Source organism: Sorangium sp. So ce128, assembly GCF_051525245.1.
In the GTDB taxonomy this organism is placed as follows: Bacteria; Myxococcota_A; Polyangia; order Polyangiales; family Polyangiaceae; genus Sorangium; species Sorangium cellulosum_B.
On the sequence record NZ_CP150313.1, the window covers coordinates 1,299,186 to 1,320,492 of the forward strand.

At 73.1% G+C, this 21,307-nt stretch carries 15 protein-coding genes; 4 read left to right on the forward strand and 11 right to left on the reverse strand.

Annotated elements, in window-relative coordinates; all coding sequences use genetic code 11:
* Nucleotides 1-128 precede the first annotated feature (128 nt).
* A complete protein-coding gene (locus WME82_RS04980; RefSeq protein WP_438041874.1) occupies nucleotides 129-1,985 on the forward strand; it encodes a hypothetical protein in 1,857 nt (618 codons plus the stop codon).
* Between the two features lie 94 nt (nucleotides 1,986-2,079).
* Here WME82_RS04980 and WME82_RS04985 read toward each other — a convergent pair whose 3' ends face one another.
* Nucleotides 2,080-3,879 carry a sigma 54-interacting transcriptional regulator gene (locus WME82_RS04985; protein ID WP_438041875.1) on the reverse strand — a complete coding sequence of 600 codons (1,800 nt, stop codon included), beginning with the start codon at nucleotides 3,877-3,879 and terminating at the stop codon, nucleotides 2,080-2,082.
* Nucleotides 3,880-4,024: 145 nt separating this feature from the next.
* On the opposite strand from WME82_RS04985, the gene WME82_RS04990 reads away from it, so the two are divergent.
* The gene (locus tag WME82_RS04990) at nucleotides 4,025-7,876 is read left to right on the forward strand and encodes a serine/threonine-protein kinase (protein ID WP_438041876.1); all 3,852 of its coding nucleotides are present in this window, start codon (nucleotides 4,025-4,027) and stop codon (nucleotides 7,874-7,876) included.
* On the opposite strand, the gene WME82_RS04995 is transcribed toward WME82_RS04990, so the two are convergent.
* Nucleotides 7,827-9,554 (reverse strand): protein kinase domain-containing protein, encoded by a 1,728-nt coding sequence (locus tag WME82_RS04995; RefSeq protein ID WP_438041877.1) that lies wholly within the window; start codon nucleotides 9,552-9,554, stop codon nucleotides 7,827-7,829. The two genes, WME82_RS04990 and WME82_RS04995, sit on opposite strands and share 50 nt — an antisense overlap.
* 268 nt (nucleotides 9,555-9,822) lie before the next feature.
* Here WME82_RS04995 and WME82_RS05000 point away from each other — a divergent pair, with 268 nt between their 5' ends.
* Together WME82_RS05000 and WME82_RS05005 are read left to right on the forward strand one after the other, a co-directional pair.
* Nucleotides 9,823-11,619, forward strand: a complete 1,797-nt coding sequence (locus WME82_RS05000; protein WP_437744390.1) for an AMP-dependent synthetase/ligase — start codon at nucleotides 9,823-9,825, stop codon at nucleotides 11,617-11,619.
* Between the two features lie 181 nt (nucleotides 11,620-11,800).
* The gene (locus tag WME82_RS05005; RefSeq protein WP_438041878.1) at nucleotides 11,801-13,303 is read left to right on the forward strand and encodes a hypothetical protein; all 1,503 of its coding nucleotides are present in this window, start codon (nucleotides 11,801-11,803) and stop codon (nucleotides 13,301-13,303) included.
* A 42-nt stretch (nucleotides 13,304-13,345) separates the two neighbouring features.
* On the opposite strand, the gene WME82_RS05010 is transcribed toward WME82_RS05005, so the two are convergent.
* The 9 genes from WME82_RS05010 to WME82_RS05050 all read right to left on the reverse strand — a co-directional run bounded on the left by WME82_RS05010 (nucleotide 13,346) and on the right by WME82_RS05050 (nucleotide 21,237).
* A complete protein-coding gene (locus tag WME82_RS05010; protein ID WP_438041879.1) occupies nucleotides 13,346-14,068 on the reverse strand; it encodes a glutathione peroxidase in 723 nt (240 codons plus the stop codon).
* A 269-nt stretch (nucleotides 14,069-14,337) separates the two neighbouring features.
* Complete coding sequence (locus WME82_RS05015; RefSeq protein WP_438041880.1) at nucleotides 14,338-15,525, reverse strand: methylated-DNA--[protein]-cysteine S-methyltransferase; 1,188 nt, start codon at nucleotides 15,523-15,525, stop codon at nucleotides 14,338-14,340.
* A gap of 44 nt (nucleotides 15,526-15,569) precedes the next feature.
* Nucleotides 15,570-16,412 (reverse strand): helix-turn-helix transcriptional regulator, encoded by an 843-nt coding sequence (locus WME82_RS05020; protein ID WP_437866445.1) that lies wholly within the window; start codon nucleotides 16,410-16,412, stop codon nucleotides 15,570-15,572.
* A gap of 110 nt (nucleotides 16,413-16,522) precedes the next feature.
* The gene (locus tag WME82_RS05025) at nucleotides 16,523-17,503 is read right to left on the reverse strand and encodes a DUF2169 domain-containing protein (RefSeq protein ID WP_438041881.1); all 981 of its coding nucleotides are present in this window, start codon (nucleotides 17,501-17,503) and stop codon (nucleotides 16,523-16,525) included.
* Between the two features lie 349 nt (nucleotides 17,504-17,852).
* The gene (locus WME82_RS05030; protein WP_437744396.1) at nucleotides 17,853-18,698 is read right to left on the reverse strand and encodes a nucleotide-binding enzyme; all 846 of its coding nucleotides are present in this window, start codon (nucleotides 18,696-18,698) and stop codon (nucleotides 17,853-17,855) included.
* Entirely contained in the window at nucleotides 18,695-19,093 is a 399-nt protein-coding gene (locus WME82_RS05035) for a sigma factor-like helix-turn-helix DNA-binding protein (protein ID WP_438041882.1), read from the reverse strand. Before WME82_RS05035 ends, WME82_RS05030 begins: the two co-directional genes overlap by 4 nt.
* On the reverse strand, nucleotides 19,065-19,562 hold the full coding sequence (locus WME82_RS05040; RefSeq protein ID WP_437761427.1) for an HD domain-containing protein: 498 nt from the start codon (nucleotides 19,560-19,562) through the stop codon (nucleotides 19,065-19,067). Before WME82_RS05040 ends, WME82_RS05035 begins: the two co-directional genes overlap by 29 nt.
* Nucleotides 19,563-19,699: 137 nt before the next feature.
* Complete coding sequence (locus tag WME82_RS05045; RefSeq protein WP_438041883.1) at nucleotides 19,700-20,878, reverse strand: caspase, EACC1-associated type; 1,179 nt, start codon at nucleotides 20,876-20,878, stop codon at nucleotides 19,700-19,702.
* Nucleotides 20,879-20,883: 5 nt separating this feature from the next.
* Nucleotides 20,884-21,237 (reverse strand): hypothetical protein, encoded by a 354-nt coding sequence (locus tag WME82_RS05050; RefSeq protein ID WP_438041884.1) that lies wholly within the window; start codon nucleotides 21,235-21,237, stop codon nucleotides 20,884-20,886.
* Between the last annotated feature and the right edge of the window lie 70 nt (nucleotides 21,238-21,307).

A 21,307-nucleotide genomic window follows, 5' to 3' on the forward strand; every position in this document is an offset into this window, starting at 1 on the left:
CGCCCCCTGCCGTCCCTTTGTCCGGCCATCGCGAAACTGGACGGTCGCGCGAAACCACCCAAGCAGGCCCGCGTACCTGGGGTGGCTGGACGCCATGGAGCGGTCCAGACCACAACAAGGAGAGGGGCATGTCATCGACTCGCAACGTCGGGATGGCGAGGGTTTCTGCGTCCGCTGTGCTGTTCTTCGCCGCGGGGGCGTTCGCCGCGTGCGCGGTCCCCGAGGGCGCTGAGCCCTCGGGCGATCATGAGGGCTCGGAGCCCTCCGGCGATCCAGGTGAGCCGCAGGCCGAGGCTGAATCGACGGCCGAGGCGGACAGCGAGCTCAAGGTGAACGACTGCGTGAACCCGCACCCGTTCGCCGGCTGCAACGACGCGGCCGTCCAGAGCTGCGTTTGCGCGGCGGACCCGTACTGCTGTACCACCCAGTGGGACTCGATCTGCGCCGCAGAGGTGACGAGCCTCCATTGCGTACCGCCGTCCGCGGCCGTCATCGGGCGCCTGCAGTGCGCCGCGCCGGACGGCGCGGGCACGATCACGAGCGCGCTCGCGTTCGCGCCGATCAGCATTCCCGGCCTGGGGAGCGGCGTGACGGACGCGAACGGCGATTTCAGGATCCCCATCTCGTCGACCGCGAGCGCGAGCGTGCACCTCGACGTGACGTACGACGGCGTCGTGAGCTCGAGCGGCGTGACGACGCCGCTCACGATCATGGACGACCTGCACGCCCCGCGCGGCCAGGGGGTCGATATCGCCGGCAGCCCGCGCTCGAGCGGCGATCTCGACGTCGACGTGGTCACGCTGAGCGGCGTCGACTGCGAGCTCTGGCGGCTCGGCGTCGATACGCTGCGCGACTTCCACGCTGCCCGCGGGGCCCAGCCGCCCGCGCACGCGCTGCGCATGCTGCGCTGGAGCGGGGTCTACGTGGGCACGCCCTTCACGTTCTACGACTACATCAACATTCGCACGGACTTCCTCACGAGCACCTGGGGGAGCACGGCCGCGGAGCGCCGGCGGGTCATCACCCACGAGTTCGGCCACAGCGTGCGGCACGTCGCCGACGGGGATCTGAACCACTGGAATGGTGACGACGTGGCCTATGTCTATGGGCGCTCTCACGACGGCTCCGAGATCGCCAACCAGGGGTACGCCTTCAACGAGGGCTTCGCGGACTACTGGGAGCAAGCCCGGGCCGGCGCGCGCGGCCGCCTCTGCGGCGGCGGAGCCGCGTGCCCGTCGAGCCAGTACCGGGACTGGAACGAGAAGCGCATCGCCAACGCGCTGCTCGATCTCTCCGATGTCGTGGGCGACAGCGCGATGATCCAGGTGCTGGAGGCGAACCCCGGCGCGATCCACAGCCTTTACGAGTTCCAGGCGCGCCTCCACGTGCAGAACCCAGCCGTCCCGGCCCCCGCCGCGGTGCCGGCCTGCCCGCCCGGCTTCAGCGATGATGGCGCGACGTGCTCCTCCACGGTCAACAAACCGAGCTACGGGCGCGGCGTCGGCACGGCGCCGACGCTCTGCGGCGCGGGCCAGCAGTACGACGCGGGTCTCTGCTATCCGGCGTGTGCGTCGGGCTACTACGGGGTCGGCCCGGTGTGCTGGCAGAGCTGCCCGGCCGGATACACGGACGACGGCCTCACGTGCCGGCGCGACGCGCAGATCATCAACGCCGACAACTCCGCGTGCCCCTGGTATGACGCCTGCGGCCTGACCTTCGCCAAGGGCTGCTCCACCTGCCCGCCGGGGTATAGCAACGACGGCTGCACGTGCCGTATCAACGCGCATATCTTCGGAAAGAGCTCTTACGGGCGCGGCGCCGGCTCCGTGCCGACGAGCTGCGGCGCGGGCCAGCAATACGACGCGGGTCTCTGCTATCCGGCCTGCGCCTCCGGCTACAGCGGCGCGGGCCCCGTGTGCTGGGGGAGCTGCCCGGTCGGCTACGTCGACTTCGGCGCGACGTGCACGAAGGTCATTTCGAAGTGATCGACGGACCGCTTGCCTCCTCGAGGGCAGCGGGAGAGCGCTGAGGCCTCCACGTCGCCGTCGCATCCTGGCATCGGAGCCGCGCCCGGCGGCGTCACCGCCTGCGCTTCGCCAGGCCGTAACGATTCATCTTCAGCACGAAGGTCCGCAGCGGCATGTGGAGCGCCTCCGCCGCCCTCGTCTGCACCCCGCCCACCGCGGCGAGCGCCTCGGCGATGCGCGTGCGCTCGAGCTCCCTCACCTCCTCGGCGAGCGGCCGGAACGTCCGGCCAGCGCCCCTCGCGGAGGGCGCCGCGCGGGAGGCCGGCGCCACCGAGGGCGGGATGCCCTCGGGGCGCGGCGGCCCCGCCGCGAGCGCAGCGGGCAGGTGCCCGCGCTCGACGATGCGCGCGCTGACCGTCGCCGCGATGTAGTCGATGACGTTCTTCAGCTCACGCACGTTGCCCGGCCACGCATGGGCCGTGAAGAGCTCCGTCGCCTCGGTCGACAGGACCATCTCCTCGCGCCCCGCGCGCGCGCACGCGTCGGCCAGGAACGCCCGCGAGAGCGCGAGGATCTCCCGGGGGCGCTCCCGGAGAGGAGGCAAGATCACCGTGGCCGCGCCGAGGCGATAATAGAGATCTTGCCGGAAGCGGCCCGCCTTGACCTCCCCCTGAAGATCCTTGTGCGTGGCGGCGACGACGCGGATGTCGACCTCGCGCTCGCGCACGTCGCCCAGCCGGAGGATCCGCCGGGTCTCGATCGCGCGCAGGATCTTCGCCTGGGCGCTCGCCGAGAGATCGCCTATCTCGTCGAGGAAGACGGTCCCCCCGCTCCCGTGCTCCAGGAGGCCCGGCTTCGGGCCCGTCGCGCCGGAGAACGCGCCTCGCTCGTAGCCGAAGAGCTCGCTCTCGACCAGGCTCTCGGGCATCGCGGCGCAGTTGAGCGTCACGAGCGGCCGCCGCGCCCTCGGAGACCACTCGTGCAGCGCGCGCGCCGCGCTCTCCTTTCCGGAGCCCGTCTCGCCGGTCACCAGCACCGGCAGGTCCGTCGCCGCGAGGCGCCGGATCAGATCGAACACGCGCACCATGGCCGCGTCGGCGAGCACCGTGCGCTGCCCGCCGATCTCCAGCGTGGTCACCGCCTCCGCCGCGGTCGCCGGCTGCCCGGGGCGCGCGACCTCCGCGGCTGCCCGGGCCGACGCGACGAGCGTGTCCGCGTCGCAGCCGTCCGCCGGCGCCGTCGCCACGCCGACCCTCGGCGCCGCGGCGACGGCGTGCACGGCGTCGACGAGCCGCTGCACGGCGTGGCCCGCCGCCGTAGCGTCCGCCTCGGGCAAGAGCACGAGGAGCCGATCGTCGGCCTCGAAGCCCGCGAAATCGGTCACCGCGAGCTCCCGCTCCAGCGCGCCGGCGACGACCTCGCGGGCCGAGGCCGCCCCGAGCTGGACGGCGATCACCGTCGCCGGCCGATCGTGGCGCAGCGCCCTGTCGATCTCCCCCTCGATCCTCCGCCGCAGCTCCGCGATCTCGAGGACCTGCCGGCTCTTCGCGGGGCGCGGGCACCGCATCACCACGACGGCCTCACCGATCGACACAACGTCGCCCGAGCCGAGCGGCCTCGCGCCGTCGACGCGGACGCCGTTGAGCAGGGTGCCGTTCCGGCTGCCGAGATCGACGAGCTGCGCGCGCCCGTCGAGCAGCACGATCTTCGCGTGCTCCCGCGACGCCGAGGTGTTGCGGAGGCGCACGTCGGCCCGGGGCCCGCGGCCCAGGAGCACCACGCCGCTCCGCGGCAGGCGGAGCACCGACGAGGAGCTCCCCTGCACCACGAGCAGGTACGAGCCGCCCTCGTCGGCCCCGCGCGGCGCCTCGTCTGTTCGGGTCGGGCCGCCGGACGCCGTTGCCTCGCTCATCCTCTCGCGGCCGACTCTCTCATTGCGGCGCCAGGGCGCGCAAGGCTCCAGGTCGGCGCGGAATCCGGCGCGGAATCCGGCGCAAAATCGCGCGCACCGCGTGGTAGGCTCGCCGCCCGCAGGCCGGGCACTGCAGAGCGATTCGATGCAGCGGACGCCCCCCAGCAATGCGCGATTCTCGATCGGCCGCCGCCTCGGCGAGGGCGCGTTCGGCGCCGTCTACGAGGCGCAGGATCGCGAGCGGGGGGCGCGCGTCGCATTGAAATCGCTCCACCGCATCGACCCGGTCGCGCTCTACCGGTTCAAGCGCGAGTTCCGCGCCCTGTCCGAGGTCGTCCACCCGAACCTGGTCGCGCTCCACGAGCTGTTCTCCGAGGACGATCGGTGGTTTTTCACGATGGACCTCATCGAGGGCATCGATTTCCTCTCCTCCGTGCGCGGCTCATTGGCCCGCGGCGCCCGCGCCGCCTCGGCGCCCAGCCCCTCCGCGCCCAGCCTCGCGCAGGACGATCCGGACGCGACGGAACCGGACCTGTCGGCGGCGCGGCCCCATCCGGCCGCCGGCGACGCCGGGCGCGACCCGGCCGCCGCTCCGCCGCCGCCCTGGGGGCCGCTGAGAAGCGCGCTCCTCCAGCTCGCCCAGGGCCTCGCCGCGCTCCACGCGGCCGGCAAGCTCCATCGCGACCTCAAGCCGTCGAACGTGCTGGTGACGCGCGAGGGGCGCGTCGTCATCCTCGATTTCGGCCTCGTGGCGGAGCTCTCGAGCGGCTCCATCGACCAGAGCGGCAGCCACATCGCGGGGACGCCGGCGTACATGGCGCCGGAGCAGGCGAAGGCCGGCTCCCTGTCGCCCGCCTGCGACTGGTACGCGGTGGGCGTCATGCTCCACGAGGCGCTCACCGGGCGCCGGCCGTTCGAGGGAGGGGCGCTCGACGTCATCCTGCGAAAGCAGGTGGAAGAGCCGCCTCCTCCGAGCGCCCTCGCGCCGGGCATCCCGGAGGACCTCGACGCCCTCTGCGCGGAGCTCCTGCGCCGCGCGCCCGACGAGCGGCCCCCGGCGCCCGAGGTGCTCCGGCGGCTGCTGCCGCCGAGCGGCGACGCCCGCGGCAGCGCCGGCGCGCCGCCGCTCGCCGAGGCGCGCCCGGGGCCGCCGGCCGGGAGCGCCGCGCCGTTCGTCGGGCGGCAGCGGCACATCGACGCGCTGCGCGGGGCGTTCGAGCGGGCGAGGGGAGGGCGGGCGACCACCCTGCACATCCACGGCGCGTCGGGCACGGGCAAGACCGCGCTCGTCCGGCGCTTCCTCGACGACCGCGCGCGCGTGGATGACGCGGTGATCCTCGAGGGCCGGTGTTACGAGCGGGAATCCGTCCCCTACAAGGCCGTCGACAGCCTGATCGACGCGCTCAGCCGCCACCTCTCGCGGCTCCCCAGGCTCGAGGCCGCCGAGCTCATGCCGCGCGACGTCCACGCGGTCGTGCGCCTCTTCCCGGTGCTCGGGCGGGTCGACGCGATCGCCCGGGCGCCGCGGCGCGAGATCGAGCCCCCGGACGCCCGGGAGCTCCGCCGGCGCGGGTTCGCCGCGCTCCGCGAGATCCTCGCGCGGATCGCGGATCGACGGCCGCTCGTCCTGTTCATCGACGACCTCCAGTGGGGGGACGCCGACAGCGCCGCGCTCCTCACCGACGTCCTCCGCGAGCCCGACGCGCCCGCGCTCCTGCTGCTCCTCTGCTACCGGAGCGAGGACGCCGAGCGGAGCGAGCTCCTCGCGCGGCTGCTCCCGCCAGCCCCGAGCGACGGGGACGAGGGCGACGTGCGCTCCCTGGCCGTCGGCGCGCTCACCCCCGAGGAGGGGCGCGCCCTCGCGCTGGCCTTCCTCGGCGGCGGCGCTCGCGCCGTCGCGCAGGCCGACGCGATCGCGGCGGAGGCGGCCGGGAGCCCCTTCTTCGTGATCGAGCTCTCGCGCGACGTGCAGGGCCAGGCCGCGCCGGAGTCGGCGCGCGGCGCGGACGACGGCGGCGTCCGGCTGGGATCGGTCCTCGCGAACCGCCTCCTGCGCCTGCCCGCCGAGGCGAGGCGCCTGCTCGAGGTCATCGCCGTGTCGGGCAAGCCGCTCGATCTCCGCGACGCCCGGCAGGCCGCGGCGCTCACCCCCGAGCAGGAGCGGGCCGCGCTCGCGGCGCTCCGGGCCGGCAACGTCGTGCGCGCGCGGGGGCAGCACGGCGAGCAGGAGCTCGAGGCGTTCCACGACCGCATCCGCGAGGCGGCCCTCGCGCAGCTCGGCGCGGCGGAGCTCGCCGAGGTCCACCTGCGGCTCGCCGCCGTCCTGGAGGCCTCGGGGCGGGCCGACGCGGACGTGCTCGCCGTGCACTTCCGGCGCGCCGGGCGCCCCGGCGAGGCGGCCCGTTACGCGGTCCTGGCGGGCGACCGCGCGGCCGAGGCGCTCGCCTTCGATCGCGCCGCGGAGCACTTCGCCGCCGCGCTCGAGGCGGCGCCGGCCGGCGCGGGGGAGGCGCGCGCGCTGCGGGTCAAGCTCGCGCACGCCCTGCGCAACGCCGGCCGCGGCGCGGAGGCGGCCCGGGCGTACGCCGCCGCGGCCGAGGGCGCGCCGCCGCGGGAGAGCCTCGATCTGCGGCGGTGCGCCGCCGAGCAGCTGCTCGTGAGCGGCCATATCGAGGAGGGCAAGCGCGCGCTCCGGGGCGTCCTCGCGGCCGTGGGGATGCGCCTCGCCGAGCGCCGGTGGGCGGTGCTGCTCTCGCTCCTGTTCTTCCGCCTGCTCCTGCGCGTGCGCGGCTTCCGCTTCCGGGAGCGCGACGCCCGCGATCTGCCGGCCGAGACGCTGACCCGCATCGACATCTGCTGGTCGGCCTCCGTCGGGCTCGCCATGGCCGATGTCCTCCAGGGCGCCGAGTTCCAGGCGAGGCACCTCCTCCTAGCGCTCCGCGCGGGCGAGCCCTACCGCCTCGCCCGCGCCATCGCGACCGAGATCGCGCACCTCGGCACGGACCATGTCGTGGGGCGCTGCCAGGCCCACCGGCTCTACGGCACGGCGGCGGCGCTCGCGGAGAAGGTCGGCGACCCGTACCTCATCGCCGTCAACAAGGGCATGCTCGGCGTCGTCGAGAGCCTCTCCGGGCGCTGGGCCGAGGGCCTCGAGCTCTGCCGCGAGGCCGAGGACCTCCTGCGCGCCCGGTGCGCGGGCGTCGCGTGGGAGCTGGGCACCACCAGCCGGTTCATGATGGTGGCCCACTACCACCGCGGCGAGCTCGACGCGCTGGCCCGCCTCGCGGCGCCGCGCTGCGCGGACGCGGACGCGCGCGGCGACCTCTACGCGGCCAGCTTCTTCCGGGTGGGGCTCACGTACATCGTGCCGCTCGCCGCGGACCGGCCCGACGCCGCGCGCGACGAGGTGCTGGGCGCCATGGCGCGCTGGCCGCGCCGCGCGTTCGATCACCTCGACTGCCTGGAGACCCTGGCGCTCGGGCGCATCGATCTCTACGCCGGCGCGCCGCTCGCGGCGCTGCGGAGGATCGAGGACCGCTGGCGCAAGATCGCCTGGTCGTTCCTGCCGAGGTTCCAGTACTACCGCGTCTTGATCCATCACCTGCGCGCGTCCGCGGCGCTGGAGGCCGCCGCGCGCGACGGCGCTCGCGACGCGCGGCTCGGCCGGGCCCTCCTCCGCGGCGCGGCGCGCGACGCCCGGCGGCTGTCGCGCGAGGGCGCGCCGTGGGTCGCTCCGATGGTGATGTCCCTGCGCGCCGCCATCGCGGCGCAGCGGGGCCAGGCCGCCTCGGCGCTGTCGCTCCTCGCGGCGGCCGCGGCCGCGTTCGACGAGCGCGGGATGGCCCTCTTCGCCGCCTGCGCGCGCCGCCGCCGCGGCCAGCTCCTCGGCGGGGGCGAGGGCCGCTCCCTGGTCCAGGCCGCGGACGCCTGGATGGCGGGCCAGGGCGTCAGGAACCCCGCGCGCCTGGCGGCGATCTTCGCGCCGGGGTTTCCGTGAGGTCGATCTCCACGGTGTGCACCGCGGCCATCGCCGGGGAGGTCCGGAGCGCCGAGAGCAGCGGGCTCGCTCCGGCGTCCTCGGGGCGGTAGGCGACGATCAGCAGGAGCGCGGCCGGGTCCGGCGAGGCCATGATCTCCGCGAGCAGCGACGCGCTCTCCGCGTCGCCCCAGTGGGCGTCGTCGATGAACACGACAACGGCGCGCCGGTCGGAGATCCGCCCGAGCAGATCGCCCAGCGCGGCCGAAGCGCGCGCCCGGAGCCGCTCCTCGCCCTCTTCCGCTGCGCTCCGCGGCGCCGCGAGCGGCGGCGACGCGCGCACGGCCGGGACGCGCGCGAGCACGGGAAAGACGCGGGCGAGCGCGGCGGCGCCGCGGGGCATGAGCGCGGCGGCCTCCCCCGGCGGGGTCCGCACGAGGTGGCGGCTGAGCGCGTCGATCGCGCCGTCGAGCGCCCTGAACGGCACCTGCTCGCGCTCGTGGCACCTGCCCTCGAGCACGAGCGCGTCACCGGCCTCGCCGTCGAGGAACGCGCGCACGAGCGCGCCCCCGTTCGCCGCGGCGGCGCCCTGGACGAGGACCAGCCCCGGCCGCCCCTCGCGCGCCCGCGCGAGCGCGCCTGCGAGCGCCTCGAGCTCCCGCGGCCGCGTCGCCGGCGCCTCCTCCGCCGCGCGCGACGGGCCGCGGCCGCCGCGACCGACCGGCGCCGCCGGGTCGGGGGGTGCCGCCGCGAGATCACCCGCCGCGCCGAGCCGCCGCACCACCTCCGCGCCGGAGGGGCGCCGCTCCGGCGCCGCGCACAGGAGATCGGCGACCAGGTCGGCCAGGTCGTCCGGCGCCCACGGCGCGACGTCGCGGAGCCGGGGCGGCGCGGATCGCTGCTTCTCGGCGAGGACCTCGATCGACGTGCCCGTGAAGGGCGGCCTCCCTGCCAGCGCCTCGAAGAGCATCACGCCGAGCGCGTACCAGTCGGCGCTCGGCGCCGCGGCGGTCGCGCCCACCTGCTCCGGCGCCATGTAGCGCGGCGTCCCGACGAGCTGCTCGGCGTCGGTCGCGCTCTGCCCGCTGCCGCTGGTCGAGAGGCGCGAGGCGATGCCGAAATCGAGCACGACGGCGCGCCCCTCGGCCGTGACGAGCACGTTGGAGGGCTTCACGTCCCGGTGGACGAGCCGCGCCGCGTGGACCGCCTGGAGCGCCCGCGCGACCTGGACGAGCGAGGACCGCACCCGCCCGAGGTCGGCGCGCGCCTCCGCGCAGGCGGCGCCGGCAGGAGAGGGCGCGGGCGGGCGCTCGACCGGCTCCTCCAGCGTGGCGTCGAGATCGATCCCCTCGTCCGGGGGCGCGGTGCTGGTCAGGCTGGGCCACGAGGCGGCGCCGCCCGTGGCTCCCTGCCCGCGCACGTGCGTGAGCCAGTCGACCCCGCGCACGAGCTCCATGGTGAAGAACCACTCGTCCCCGCTGCCGATGAGCTCGTGGAGCCGGACGAGGTTGTCGTGGGTGACGTCCGCGAGCGCCCGGAACTCCCGCTTGAAGCGGTACAGCGCCGAGGCGCCCACGCGCGCGAGCGCCTTCAGGGCGACCCGCTCCCCGCGCTCGCGATCGATCGCCTCGTACACGATCCCGAAGCCACCTGCCCCGAGCCGCCGGACGATCTGAAAGCGCTCGGGGACATGCCGCATGGACGGGCCACGTGAGGTGAGGTTCCTTATCGGATCGTATCAGGCCGCGGCGCCGGGCGGCCATGCCGAACCGTGGACCGTGACGTCCGGACCGGGCGGTACGCGGCGCGCGGAAGCGGAACGCTGAGCGCGGAACGAGACAACCGGCGGCTCGTCCTGTGCCGCCCAGCGCTTCGAGGGGCTCCTCGACGCTGATTGACAATGCCCCGGCGGCTCCCGCATCCTGGCCACCCCGCGACCCCCGAGGCCTTGAGCCGCAGGAGATGCAATGAGCACCGTCCTCCACCGTCTGGAACAGTGGGCTAACGAATCTCCTGACGCGCCGGCCCAGCGCTTCAAATCTCAAGGCGAGTGGAAGACGCTGACCGCGCGCGAGTACCGTGACCGGGTTCACCACCTCGCGCTGTTCCTGGAGTCCAGGGGCTTCGACGCGAGCCAGGTCGGCGCGATCCTCTCGTACAACTGCCCGCAGTGGGTCCACGTCGACCTGGCGGCGCTGCTCGTCGGGGGCAAGTCGGCGGGCCTCTACCCGAACTCCACCGCGAAAGACATCCAGTACATCCTGAACCACACCGAGGCGACGCTGCTCTCGGTGCAAAACAAGGAGTACTTTCAGAAGATCTCCGGAGAGAAGGGCGAGTATTCCGTCCCTGACAGCGTGAGTTGGATCCTCGTCTTCGATGGCGACACATCGATCTCTCCCAAGGCGATCTCGTACGAACAGGCCCTGGCCGAGGGCCGCGCGCTCGCGGGGCAGCCGGGCGCGAAGACGTTCGCCGACTACCTGGCGAAGATCGACCCCAGGGCCGGCGCGTTCCTGATCTACACCTCGGGCACGACGGGCAACCCCAAGGGGGCCATGCTCTCGCACGACAACCTGGCTTACACGGCCGACATGGCCGTGAAGTACTGGAACCTGCCGTTCGCGCGCGGCACGATGTTCTCGTTCCTCCCGCTCTGTCACATCGCCGAGAAGCTGCAGTGCGTCGGGGCGGGGCTCACCCAGCGCTACACCGTCAACTTCTGCTCGAAGTTCGAGAACGTCTCGATCGAGCTCCCCGAGGTGCAGCCCACGCTGCTGCTCTGCGTGCCGCGGCTCTGGGAGAAGATGATGGAAGGCGTGATGGCGAAGGTGCGCGGCGGCAAGGGCGCCAAGAAGAAGCTGGCCGAGTGGGCGCTCGCCGTGGGCGCCCGCGTGGCCCAGGCGAAGTACGCGCAGCGCGCGCCGAGCGCGCTCGACGCCTTGCAGCTCAAGCTCGCCGACAAGCTCGTGCTGGGCAAGGTGCGCGCGGCGCTCGGCCTGGGCAAGGCCGAGGTGCTCGCCTCGGGCGCGGCGGCGCTCGCGCCGCACATCTCGACGTGGTTCCGCGCGCTGAACCTCGAGATCCTCGAGGACTTCGGCCAGACGGAGTCGACAGGCGTCATCTGCATGACCGAGCCGGGCATCGAGAGCGCGGGCACCGTGGGCAAGCCCGTGCCGGGCGTCGAGTTCAAGCTGGCCGAGGACGGCGAGATCTTGACCCGCGGCCGGCACGTGTTCGTGGGTTATTACAAGGACAAGGCGGCGACGGAGGCCGCGCTCGAGGACGGCTGGCTGCACACGGGCGATCTCGGCGAGTGGAACGACCGCGGACAGCTCAAGATCCGGGGCCGCAAGAAGGAGATCCTCAAGACCTCGGGCGGCAAGATGATCGCGCCGCTCCCGATCGAGGAGAGGCTCAAGGCGGCGGAGATCATCAGCCAGGTGTGCATGGTGGGCGACGGTCGCAAGTACCTCTCGGCGCTGATCACGCTGACCGAGGGCAAGCTCGCCGAGCTGAAGGATCGGGGCGCCCTGAGCAGCGACGCCGCGATCACGAGCCCCGAGGTGGTCGGCCAGGTGAGGGTGCACGTCGACGCCCTGAACGCGGAGCTCGCCAGCTTCGAGCAGATCAAGCGGTTCACCGTCCTCGGCCGCGAGTTCTCGGTGCAGGACGGCGAGATGACGCCGACGCTGAAGATGAAGCGCAACGTGATCGAGCAGCGCTTCCGCGGGACCATCGACGAGATGTATCCCGCCGAGTGAGCGGGGGCCGCGGGCCCCGCCGGCGGGCGGTCGGTCGACGAACGCGCCGCGGCGCTCGCCCGGCCCTGGGAGAGGCGCCCCGCGGCGCGTTCGTCGACCGCCCGCTCGATCAGAGAATGTCGGGCTGTCGCTCATCTTCTGAAGGGATGCGCGCGGCCCTTTCATGTGGGAGGGAAAAGCCATGAGTTCACCGAGAAGCCACCTCGTGCTCGTGCCGGGTTTTGCGGGCTTCGATATCCTGGGTGGGATCGTCTATTACAGCGGTGTCACGGAGATCCTCCGAAACTCCGATACCGGGCCGTATCAAGGCCCGCTCTCGGTGCATTGCTTCGCGAACCTGCCCACGGCGAGCGTGGACACCCGCGCCCACGCGCTCCTCCGCTGGCTCGCGGATCGGTTCAGGCAGGGGGTGTTCCACGGGGGCGCGGGCCGTGGCCAGCGGGACTGCGTCCACCTCGTGGGCCACTCGACCGGCGGGCGGGACATCAAGACGCTGATGCTCCTGCTCCTGGCCGAGACCGAGCAGAAAGGGTCTGTCTACGGCGTCCCGGTGGAGCGCATCCTCGAGAGCATCTGCTCGATCCAGTTCCTCTCGACGCCGCACCGCGGGACGAACCTCGCCCACGTCCTCCACCGGAGGCAACCCCTCCTCACAGGCCTGGCCGGGGCCCTCCACTGGTGGCTCCGCCTGGCTGGCCCGAAGGACGCGAGCTCCGCGGCCCGCCGCGCGAAGACGCTCCTGCAGGTGTTCGGCCAATCGGACGGCATCGTCCGCGCCGCCCTCGACACGATCGAGCGCTTCCACGCGTTGCCGTGCGACGACCTCGCCAGGGCCGAGGCGCGCGGCGAGTACTTCAACGTGCTCCGCTGGCTGCTGCACGTCGCCGAGGACACCGAGGCCTTCGAGGATCTCGATCCCCTGCCGCTGTCAGGCCAGTCGTCGCGCGAGGAGCGCTGGTCCAAACATGGCCTGTCCGCGCGCGGCCTCGGCGCCTGGCCGCGCGAGCTCGCGGCCTCCGTCAAGAGCGCGAAGCAGACAAGGAAAGCCAGCCTCCTCGGGGCGGAGCTCGAGGAGGAGCTGAGCGCGTACTACGAGCAGCGGGGCATCGCGCTCCGGTCGATCGTCACCCGGGCGAAGCGCGATCCCGGCGGCCCGTTCCTGGGCGCCTTCGGCATCTTTCACGGCATCACGGCCAACATCAAGGATCCGAAGGTGGTCGAGGCCCTCGGGCCGTCCTGCTCCGTGCCACGGTTCGACGACCCGACCCAGACCGAGACGCTCGATCCGGAGATGAACGACGGGATCGTCAACTGCGTATCGATGGTCTATCCCGACACGAAGCGCAGCTTCCTTGTCGACGCCGACCACGCCGACGTGATGGGCCACTATCGGTTCATCGCCCCGGAGGACGGCGACGGAGCGGACCCGAAATACGGCGGATACGACCTGTTCCAGTCCCGGTCGACCTTCGATCAGGCCGAGTTCGACAGGTTATGGAGCAGCATCGGGCAGTTCGCCATGAACAGCGACAGGTGCGCCGCCGCGGCGCGCCGCAGCTCGGCCGTCGCCCACGTGGAGGCGCCGGCGGTGTCGCCGGCCTCGGCGCCCGCGGTGGTGCCGGCCTCGGCGCCCGCGGTGACCCATTTCCGCGCCGAGCCGTCGGACCCGGAGGGCGGCGCGTAGGCGCCCCCCATCGCCGGGGGGCGCCCAGGCCGTCTCCGTGAATCAGGCCTTCGCGAGGTAGGCTTCGAGCTCGTCGGCGCCGCCGATGTGCTTGCCGTCGATGAAGACCTGCGGGGTCGTGCCCTTGCCGCTCACCGCGCGCAGGCGGCGCGGCGAGGCCGCCACCTCCTCATAAGGAATCTTCCGCGCGTCGAGGAGCCGCTTCGCCTTGGTGCAGTAGCCACAGCCCGGCTTCGTGAACAGCAGCACGTCGTGCGGCGACTTCGACGACGGATCCAGGTACTTCAGCATCGTGTCCGCGTCCGACACATCGAAGGGATCGCCCTCCACCTCGGGCTCGATGAACATCTTCTTGATCACGCCGTCGTCGACCAGCATCGAATAGCGCCACGAGCGCTTGCCGAAGCCGAGGTTCGCCTTGTCGACGAGCATGCCCATCTTCTCGGAGAACTCCCCGTTCCCGTCGGGCAGGAACTGGACCTTGTCCGCCTCCTGCGCCTTGCACCACTCATCCATCACGAACGCGTCGTTCACGGACACACACGCGATCGTGTCCACCCCGCGCCGCTTGAACTCCTCCGCGAGCTCGTTGTAGCGCGGCACGTGGCTGCTCGAGCAGGTCGGCGTGAAGGCGCCCGGCAGCGCGAACACCACCACCTTCTTGCCAGCGAACACGTCCTTGGTGGTCACGTCCTTCCACTGACCGTCGATACGCGTACGAAACGTGACATCCGGAACGCGCTGCCCTTCGAGGTTCTTCAGCATGACAGTCGTACTCCTCCCGTGCTCTTCTCGTTGCCATCCGCGACGGCAACCTTGTCCAGCGTCGTGCGGCGCTCCACGCGGCGCTCTCGGGCCGGCGAGAACGTAGCCCCGAGCTTCGACGCCGGCCAGCGCGACGGCGAGCCCGACCGATGGACGCGCCGCGATGGCGAGCCCGACCGATGGACGCGCCGCGAAGGCTGCTCGCCCGGGCGACGGCGCCAGAGGAGGCGCCCCGCTGGGCAGCCCCAGCGCCGCCGCGGGGCGAGGCGTCAGCCGCTCCGCGCCAGATCCACCGCGCGCCAGAGGTACCAGCTCGCCACCGTGCGGTACGGCTTCCACCGCGCGCCGCGCTTCTCGAGATCCGCGCGCGCCGGCGGCTCGGGCCGCTTGAACGCGAGCGCGAAGCCCTTGCGGATACCGTAGTCGTCCACGGGCAGCACGTCCGGGCGGCCGAGGCGGAACATGAGGAGCATCTCCACCGTCCACCGGCCGATGCCGCGCACCCGCGTGAGGCGCTCGATGATCGCCTCGTCCTCCATGCCGTGGACCTCGGCGAGCGTGGGGAGCTCGCCGTCCTCCGTCTTCCGCGCGAGGTCGCGCAGCGCGAGGAGCTTCGCCTGCGAGAGGCCGGCGCCGCGGAGCTTCTCGTCGGAGGCGCGCAGGAGCTGCGCGGGCGTGGGGCCCTCGTGCGCTCGCGGGAAGAGCGCGCGCACGCGCGCGAAGATGGTCGCGGCGGCCTTGCCGGTGAGCTGCTGGTAGACGATCGACTCCGCGAGCGCGAGGAAGAGGCTCGACGTCCTGTCGATCCGCAGGGCGAACGGCCCGACCGCGTCGATGACGCGCGCGAGCGCCGCGTCGGACGCGCGCAGGTGCTCGACGGCGGCGCCCGGATCGAAGCCGAAGTCGCCGCCGGGCGCGGCATTTGGAGCGCCGCGCGCCTGGCCGCCCTCGATCGCGAGGAGGCGGAGCTTCGTCGTGACGCCGCCGTTCGCGGAGAAGCCGCCGGCCTTGCCGCCGGCCGCGAGCACGCGGTGGCACGGGACGATGATCGCGAACGGGTTCCGCCCGAGCGCCTGTCCCACGGCGCGCGCCGAGCCGACCGCCCCGAGGCGCGCCGCGACTTCGCCGTAGGTCAGCGTCGCGCCCGGCGGGATGGTGCGCGCGACCTCGTAGACGCGGCGGTGGAACGGCGGCACCCGATCCATGTCGAGCGCGACGGCGGACAGGTCGCTCGCCTCGCCGCGCAGGAGCGCGACGATCGCGTCGACCGCGCGCTGCACCTCGGGCGGCGGCGCCGCCGCCTGGGCGCCCGGGAGGCGCTGGAGCAGGCGCGACCGCGTCTCGGGCTCGCGCGCCTCGGGGAGCTGCAAGGCGGCGACGCCGCGCTCGCCCCACGCGATGCCGCAGCGGCCGATCGCCGTGTCGAACAGGAGGAAGCCGTGTGCCGTTGCTGTCATGGGGTCCTCGCGGGCAGGCGGGGCGCCCGCGTCCGGCGGCCATCCTAGGAGCGCGCGGCGAGGCGATCTTGGAAGATCTTGCGATCCCCCCTCGCCGCCTTCCGGAAGCCGCGGGGCGAGACGCCGGCCGCGCGGTGGAAGGTGCGGACGAAGTTGGAGAGGTCGCCGAACCCGACGTCGAGCGCGATGTCGGTGATCGACCGGGCGCCGTCGGCGAGGAGGCGCGCCGCGCGGCGCAGGCGGGCGCGGACCAGGTACTGGTGCGGGGTCACGCCGACGACCTTCCCGAAGACCCGCAGGAAGTGGAACGGGCTGAGCCCGACCTCCCGCGCCGCGCCCTCGAGGTCGATCGGCTCGTGCGCGTGCTCGTCCAGCCAGAGCGCCGCCTCGACGGCGCGGCGGCGGTCGCGCGCCCCGGTGTCCGGCGGCCTTCGCTTCCGGCCGGAGGCGACCTCGACGAAGCGGGCGGCGAGGAGCACCCCCACCTCGTCGACGCCGATGTCGCTCCTGCCCTCGGCGGCCGCCTGCGCGAGCTCGCCGAGCACCATCAGCTCGGGCACCGGCGGCAGGCCGCCGGCCCGGAACGCGCCGTCGCCGTCGCCGAGGGCCTCGACGAGCGCCGGCGCGAGCTGGAACGACAGGCACTCGTCCCCGACGACGTGCTCGTGCGAGCACGTGTACTCGTCGCCGGGGTGGCCGACCAGGAGCGACCCGGCCACGAGCTCGAACGCCTCCCCCCGAACGCGGTAACCGAAGCTGCCCTTGCGCACGTAGGAGACGGAGAAGCCGCGGTGGAGCTCGGCGAACGGCGCGTCCCCGGGCCCGGAGCGGCACCGGTAGTCGACCACCGAGATGGCGTCGCCCCGCACCAGCGTCGTGACGTCCATGGGTCACCGAATGTACTTGCGGCGGCGAGGCCGAGCAACGCGCCCCGCGCCCGTGCTGCGGCGCCGCGCCCGCCGCAGCGCCTCCGGGATGGGTTGCGCGACGGCCTCGCTCACGTACTGACGACGTCTTGATCGGACACGTTGAGCGTCACCCCTGTCGGATCGGACGTCGCGACGGCGCTCTGGGCCGCTATCGCGATCTCGGCAGGAGCCAGCCATGCGGGCGGGGCGCCCGGCACCTCGACACCGACGACGACACGCACCGCCGCGAGCGCTGCTGCCTCCGCGAGCGGGAAGCTGCGCCGCCAGACCAGCGAGCACGATTGCCGGTCGCCGTCGACGTGCAGCGTGTCCAGCACGAGATCGAGCGGCTGCCCCTCCGTGACGCCGAACGCGGAGAGGCCATGGACGCGCGCGAGGGCGCGCGCCCCGGGGAGCCGCGTCCGCAGCGCTGCGAGCGTCGGGTGGAGCCCCGTGAGCACGAGCCACTCGTCGCCGACCAGGGCTTCGACGCGCTGATCGGGGGGGGCCGCCTGGAAGTAGCTCCAGTCGAAATCGTCGGGGATCTCGAGGATGGGCCCCTCGAGCGCCTTGTGGGGCGTACGCCCGAGCAGCCGCCTGCGCGACGGCCACACGCTCCCGAGCGGCGCGAAGCCCGCCGGGTGGTCGCGCCGCGAGGGATCCAGGACGGCCGGGCGATCGGTGCCGAACGGGTTGTCGGCCATGCCGATCCCCCCGAATGCGCGCTCGTAGGCGAGCGGGATCGCCTTCTCCGCGCCGCCGGGCTCGATCGAGAGCGCCTTGTCGAGGATCGGGCGCTCGCCGGCGAAGAGCGCGAGGCGCACGGAGAAGGGCGCCGCAGGCGGGCCCGGCGGCGCGTGCGCGTGGCCCGTGAAGAACACGTCGATGCGCGCGAGGTAGGGCGCGAGATCGCTCGTCAACCGGACGCTGCGGCCCGGGTGGTTGTGATGGTGGATGTCGGCATCGATGATTTTTTGCGGCTCGACGGGAATCATCGGTGCGCCGTCGACGAAGGCGAAGGTCGCCTTGGCGATCACCGTGAGGTGGAGCCGCCCCCGCGCGCGCCACATGACCCCCGCCGCCGCCGTTCCGGAAGGCGCCGCAATCGCGCTGGGAATGGGCGGGGCCTCGGACTTCACCGCGCCATGAGAGCACCGGGGCGTCGCGAGGGTCAAGCCTCGCCGCGCCGCGACACCGACGCGTCGTCCGACGTTCGCCTCTCCGCCCGCCGAGGAGGTTCATCGGCCTCGCAGCGCGGGTGAAAGCGACAGAGTCCGGCGACGACCGCAGGATCCGAATCCGGCGAGTCGTCCTATCCATCCATCGGTGTCGAACCTCGCGCTCGGCGAACGACGAGTTCCCTTCGTGCCGTCGCGGGAGCGCAGGAGCGCCGGACCCTCCTCGCCTGAGGGCGGGGTCTCAGGCCGTGTCCTCGAAGCCGGGGAGCGGCTCGTAGTCTTGAGTTGCGTCGTCCTCCTCGCCGGGCTCGGCGCAGGCCGGCTCGTCGCCGTCCTCGCCGGCGCCGCCGGTATCGTGGAGCAGCCCATCGAACGGCCCGGGGAGCGGCTCGTCCTCGTCCGCCTCGAGCAGCGCGTCCATGCCCTCCACCTCGCCGGTCTCCAGGTAGCGCTCCCACGCGCCGGGGTGATCCCGGGCGCAGAGCGCCGAGAGCGCGGCGACGCCGAGGCGCACGATGGGCTTCCCATCGGTGCTGCTGCGGGGCCGCGCCCTCAGGTCGCGCGGGGCGTACACCGTGAGCTCGAGGGGCGCCACGTCCGCCACGTGGTAGTGGACGTACTCCCGGAGCTCTCCGCCCTTCTGGATCGTCACGCGCTCCCGGTCGAACGTCCAGCCGAGCGCCCGCACGTGCCGCTCCAGCGCCTCCTCGTCGGCGGGGAACACGTGCAGATCGACGTCGCTGCCGCGGCGGATATGGCCGGTGGAGACCGAGCCGATGAGCCGCGGCGAGAACGGCGCGAGCGCGCGCATGGCCTCCAGCGCCACGATGCGCAGCGCGAAGAGCCGGCGCGTCCGCTGGCTCCCCTCGGCGCGCTCGGCGAAGAGGAGCAGCGCCTCGCGGATCTCGCCGTTCGAGGGCAGGTCCGCGGGCCGGTAGCGCGCTCGCCGCCCCTCCACCTGGCCGAGGATCCGCTTCGCGGCCATCCGCTTGGCGGTGAAGTACTGGTCCACGCCTTCCTCGTACATGAGGCGCGCGGCCTCCGCGGCGATGCGGGCCCGCAGCCCGCCGAAGCGCTCGGCGCTCATCGGGCCACCCGCGCCGCGCGCGCTGTCGGCGCCGGCGCCGCGGCGACCGCCGGCTCGAGGGCTTGCCTCAGCCGGAGCATCGCGCCGCCGACCACCCGGCCGCCCCGAGGCGCCCCGAACAGGCGCTTCTGCACCACCTGCTGCGCCACGCCGAGGCGGCGCGCGATCTCGCCCTGCGAGAGGCCGTCGAAGAAATACGCCTCGACGACCTCCCGCTGCTTCGCCGTCAGCGCGGTCTCGACCGCGTCCCGCACCGCGGCGCAGAGCCGCGCTCGCCCGGGCGGCTCGGCCTCGCCGCCCCAGAGCCGGCGATCGTCGCCCCAGCGGTCGACGTCGTCGCAGAGGATCTCCCGGCGGACCTTGCGCTCAGGCGAGCGGCTCCTTTCGCAGGTCATCGGAGGGGGCGGGCTCGCCGCCGATCGAGAGCAGGGTCCAGTCTGCGCCGTCGAGCAGGAGCTCCACGGCGGCCTCGGGGCGGAGCACGGTCGCCTCGGGCGAGCGGCCGCCGACGTCCCAGCGGCGGAGCCGCGCGAGGTCCGCGAGCGCCTTCGTGCGCCGCAGACGCCGCCGGGTCGCGCCGGGCGCGCGCAGCAGGTGGAGGTGGTGCCGCACGAGCCAGACGATCCGCGGGCACACGAGCTCCGCGAGCACGTCGGCCCCCTCCTCGGCGTGGTCGGCGCAGGCGAACGCCTTGCCGACGTCGTGGAGCAGGGCCGCGGCCCAGAGCGAGCGATCCGCGGTCTCGCGGCGGGCCAGGTCGAAGACCTGCAGGGAATGGAAGAGCGCGTCGCCCTCGGGGTGCCAGCGCGGATCCTGCGGCACGCGGTCGAGGGCGAGGAGGAGATCGAGGAGGTCCTTGTGCATCGACGGGAGGGCGGTCAGGCCGCCCGCGGGCTGCGGGCGAGCGGTGCCCCTTCACCCTGGGGCGCGGTCACACCCACCGGGAGGCCCCGCGCGCCGGGCGAGCCGAAGCATAGCGCGGGCGCCCCCTGCGCCAGGGCTCAGGGAGTGAACAGGGTGGCCGATCGCTTCCTCGGCGGCGTGAGTTGCGCGGCCGTCTCCGCGGTCTGACGTGTGCCTGGGGCCTCCAGGCGGACCAGCCTGAGCACGGTGCCCCCGACGATGATCTGGCCGTTTTGCGGGAGCAATGCGCTCGTGATGCGCTGATCGTCGATCAGGGTCCCGTGCGTGCTTCCCTGGTCGATCACGCGCACCTCATCCGCTCCGACGACGATCGTCGCGTGCTTTCGCGACACCTTCGGATCATCGAGGCGGATGAAGCAATCGGGCTCTCGCCCTACCCTGAACTCTCCAGGCCGGAGCAGGAACCGCCGACCCGCGAGGGGCCCGTTGCACACGAGGAGCTCGTAGGCGATCGAGGTGTTCCCGCCCGACGCCGGGATGGTGGGCCGGAGCGGGGCCTTCGCGATGCGCAGCCGCCCCTCGTACTTCTGCGTCCACATCTGCGGGGTTTGCCGGCCTCCCTCGGCCTTGATGCTCGCTTGCACGTACTCGCAGAGCTCGTGGACATCGACGTATCCGTCTCGGTCCAGATCGGCTGTTCCGGTCGACAGGCCCTCGACGATGTGGCGCGTGAAGATCGACTGCGGGGGCACCCCCACGGGCTGGTCAGCCTGCCACGCCAGCTGAACCGACGTCGTGGCGGAGATCACGACGCGACCCGAGCCGTCTCCCATGAACGTCCCGGCGATGTCGACGCTGTCCTGCTCGCTCTTGGCGGAGTTCTCGTAGGCGCCGCTGTAGCAGCAGTCGAGGATCAGGACGATGCGCTTCGCGGGGCACTGATCGATCTGGCGGCTGATCCACGCCGCGTCGACCGAGGTCGCGCTGAAGAGCTCCTTCTCCGTGTCGTGTGTGGCGAGGTGGAGGTGCCCCCAGTCGTCCTTCAGGCCATGACCGGAGTAGTAGAGGACGAGCAGATCCTCCGGATGGCGGCGATGGAAGAGCGCGCCGATGGCCTTCCGGACTTCGAGCTGACTGCCATCGACGCAGAGCTCGACGCGAAAATCGCCGATGTCCGGGTTTCCCATCGTGTCGGCGAGCTTCGATGCGTCGAGGGCGGGCGCCTGAAGCGAGCGCAACCTGCCGTCCGCGTACATTCCGTTCGCGATGATGAGCGCGATGCGGTCCCGTCCGCCCAGCACAGGATCTCTGTCCAAGGCTGTCATTTGATTGCGCTGATGCGGCGCGCGAGGTCGAGCACTTCCTTCTCCCCGAGCGGCTTGTCCGAGGTGAACTCGACCTCCAGACCGTTCTTCCCCCGGATGCGAATGCGGCGCCTCGGCGCGCGGACGACCCACTCATTGACGAGCTGAATCACCTGGGGAAGCACCGCGGGGAGCGCGGCGAGCGCGATGGCGCCGACGGTGAAGGCGTCTCCCTTTGCGTTCTTGGGGAGGTGGCCTTCAACGGCGCGGCACGGGGTCGCGCCTGCGGTGCCGATGTCGCGCATCAAGCTCTCGAGCATCGTGTCCAGCTGGTCGGCCTCGACATCGGCGTCGTGAAATTTGAACTGCATGTCCATTGGCCATGCACCTCCTCGCTGTTACGAGTCGCCGAGGAGCGTATCAGCGCTCGCTGGCAGGTGC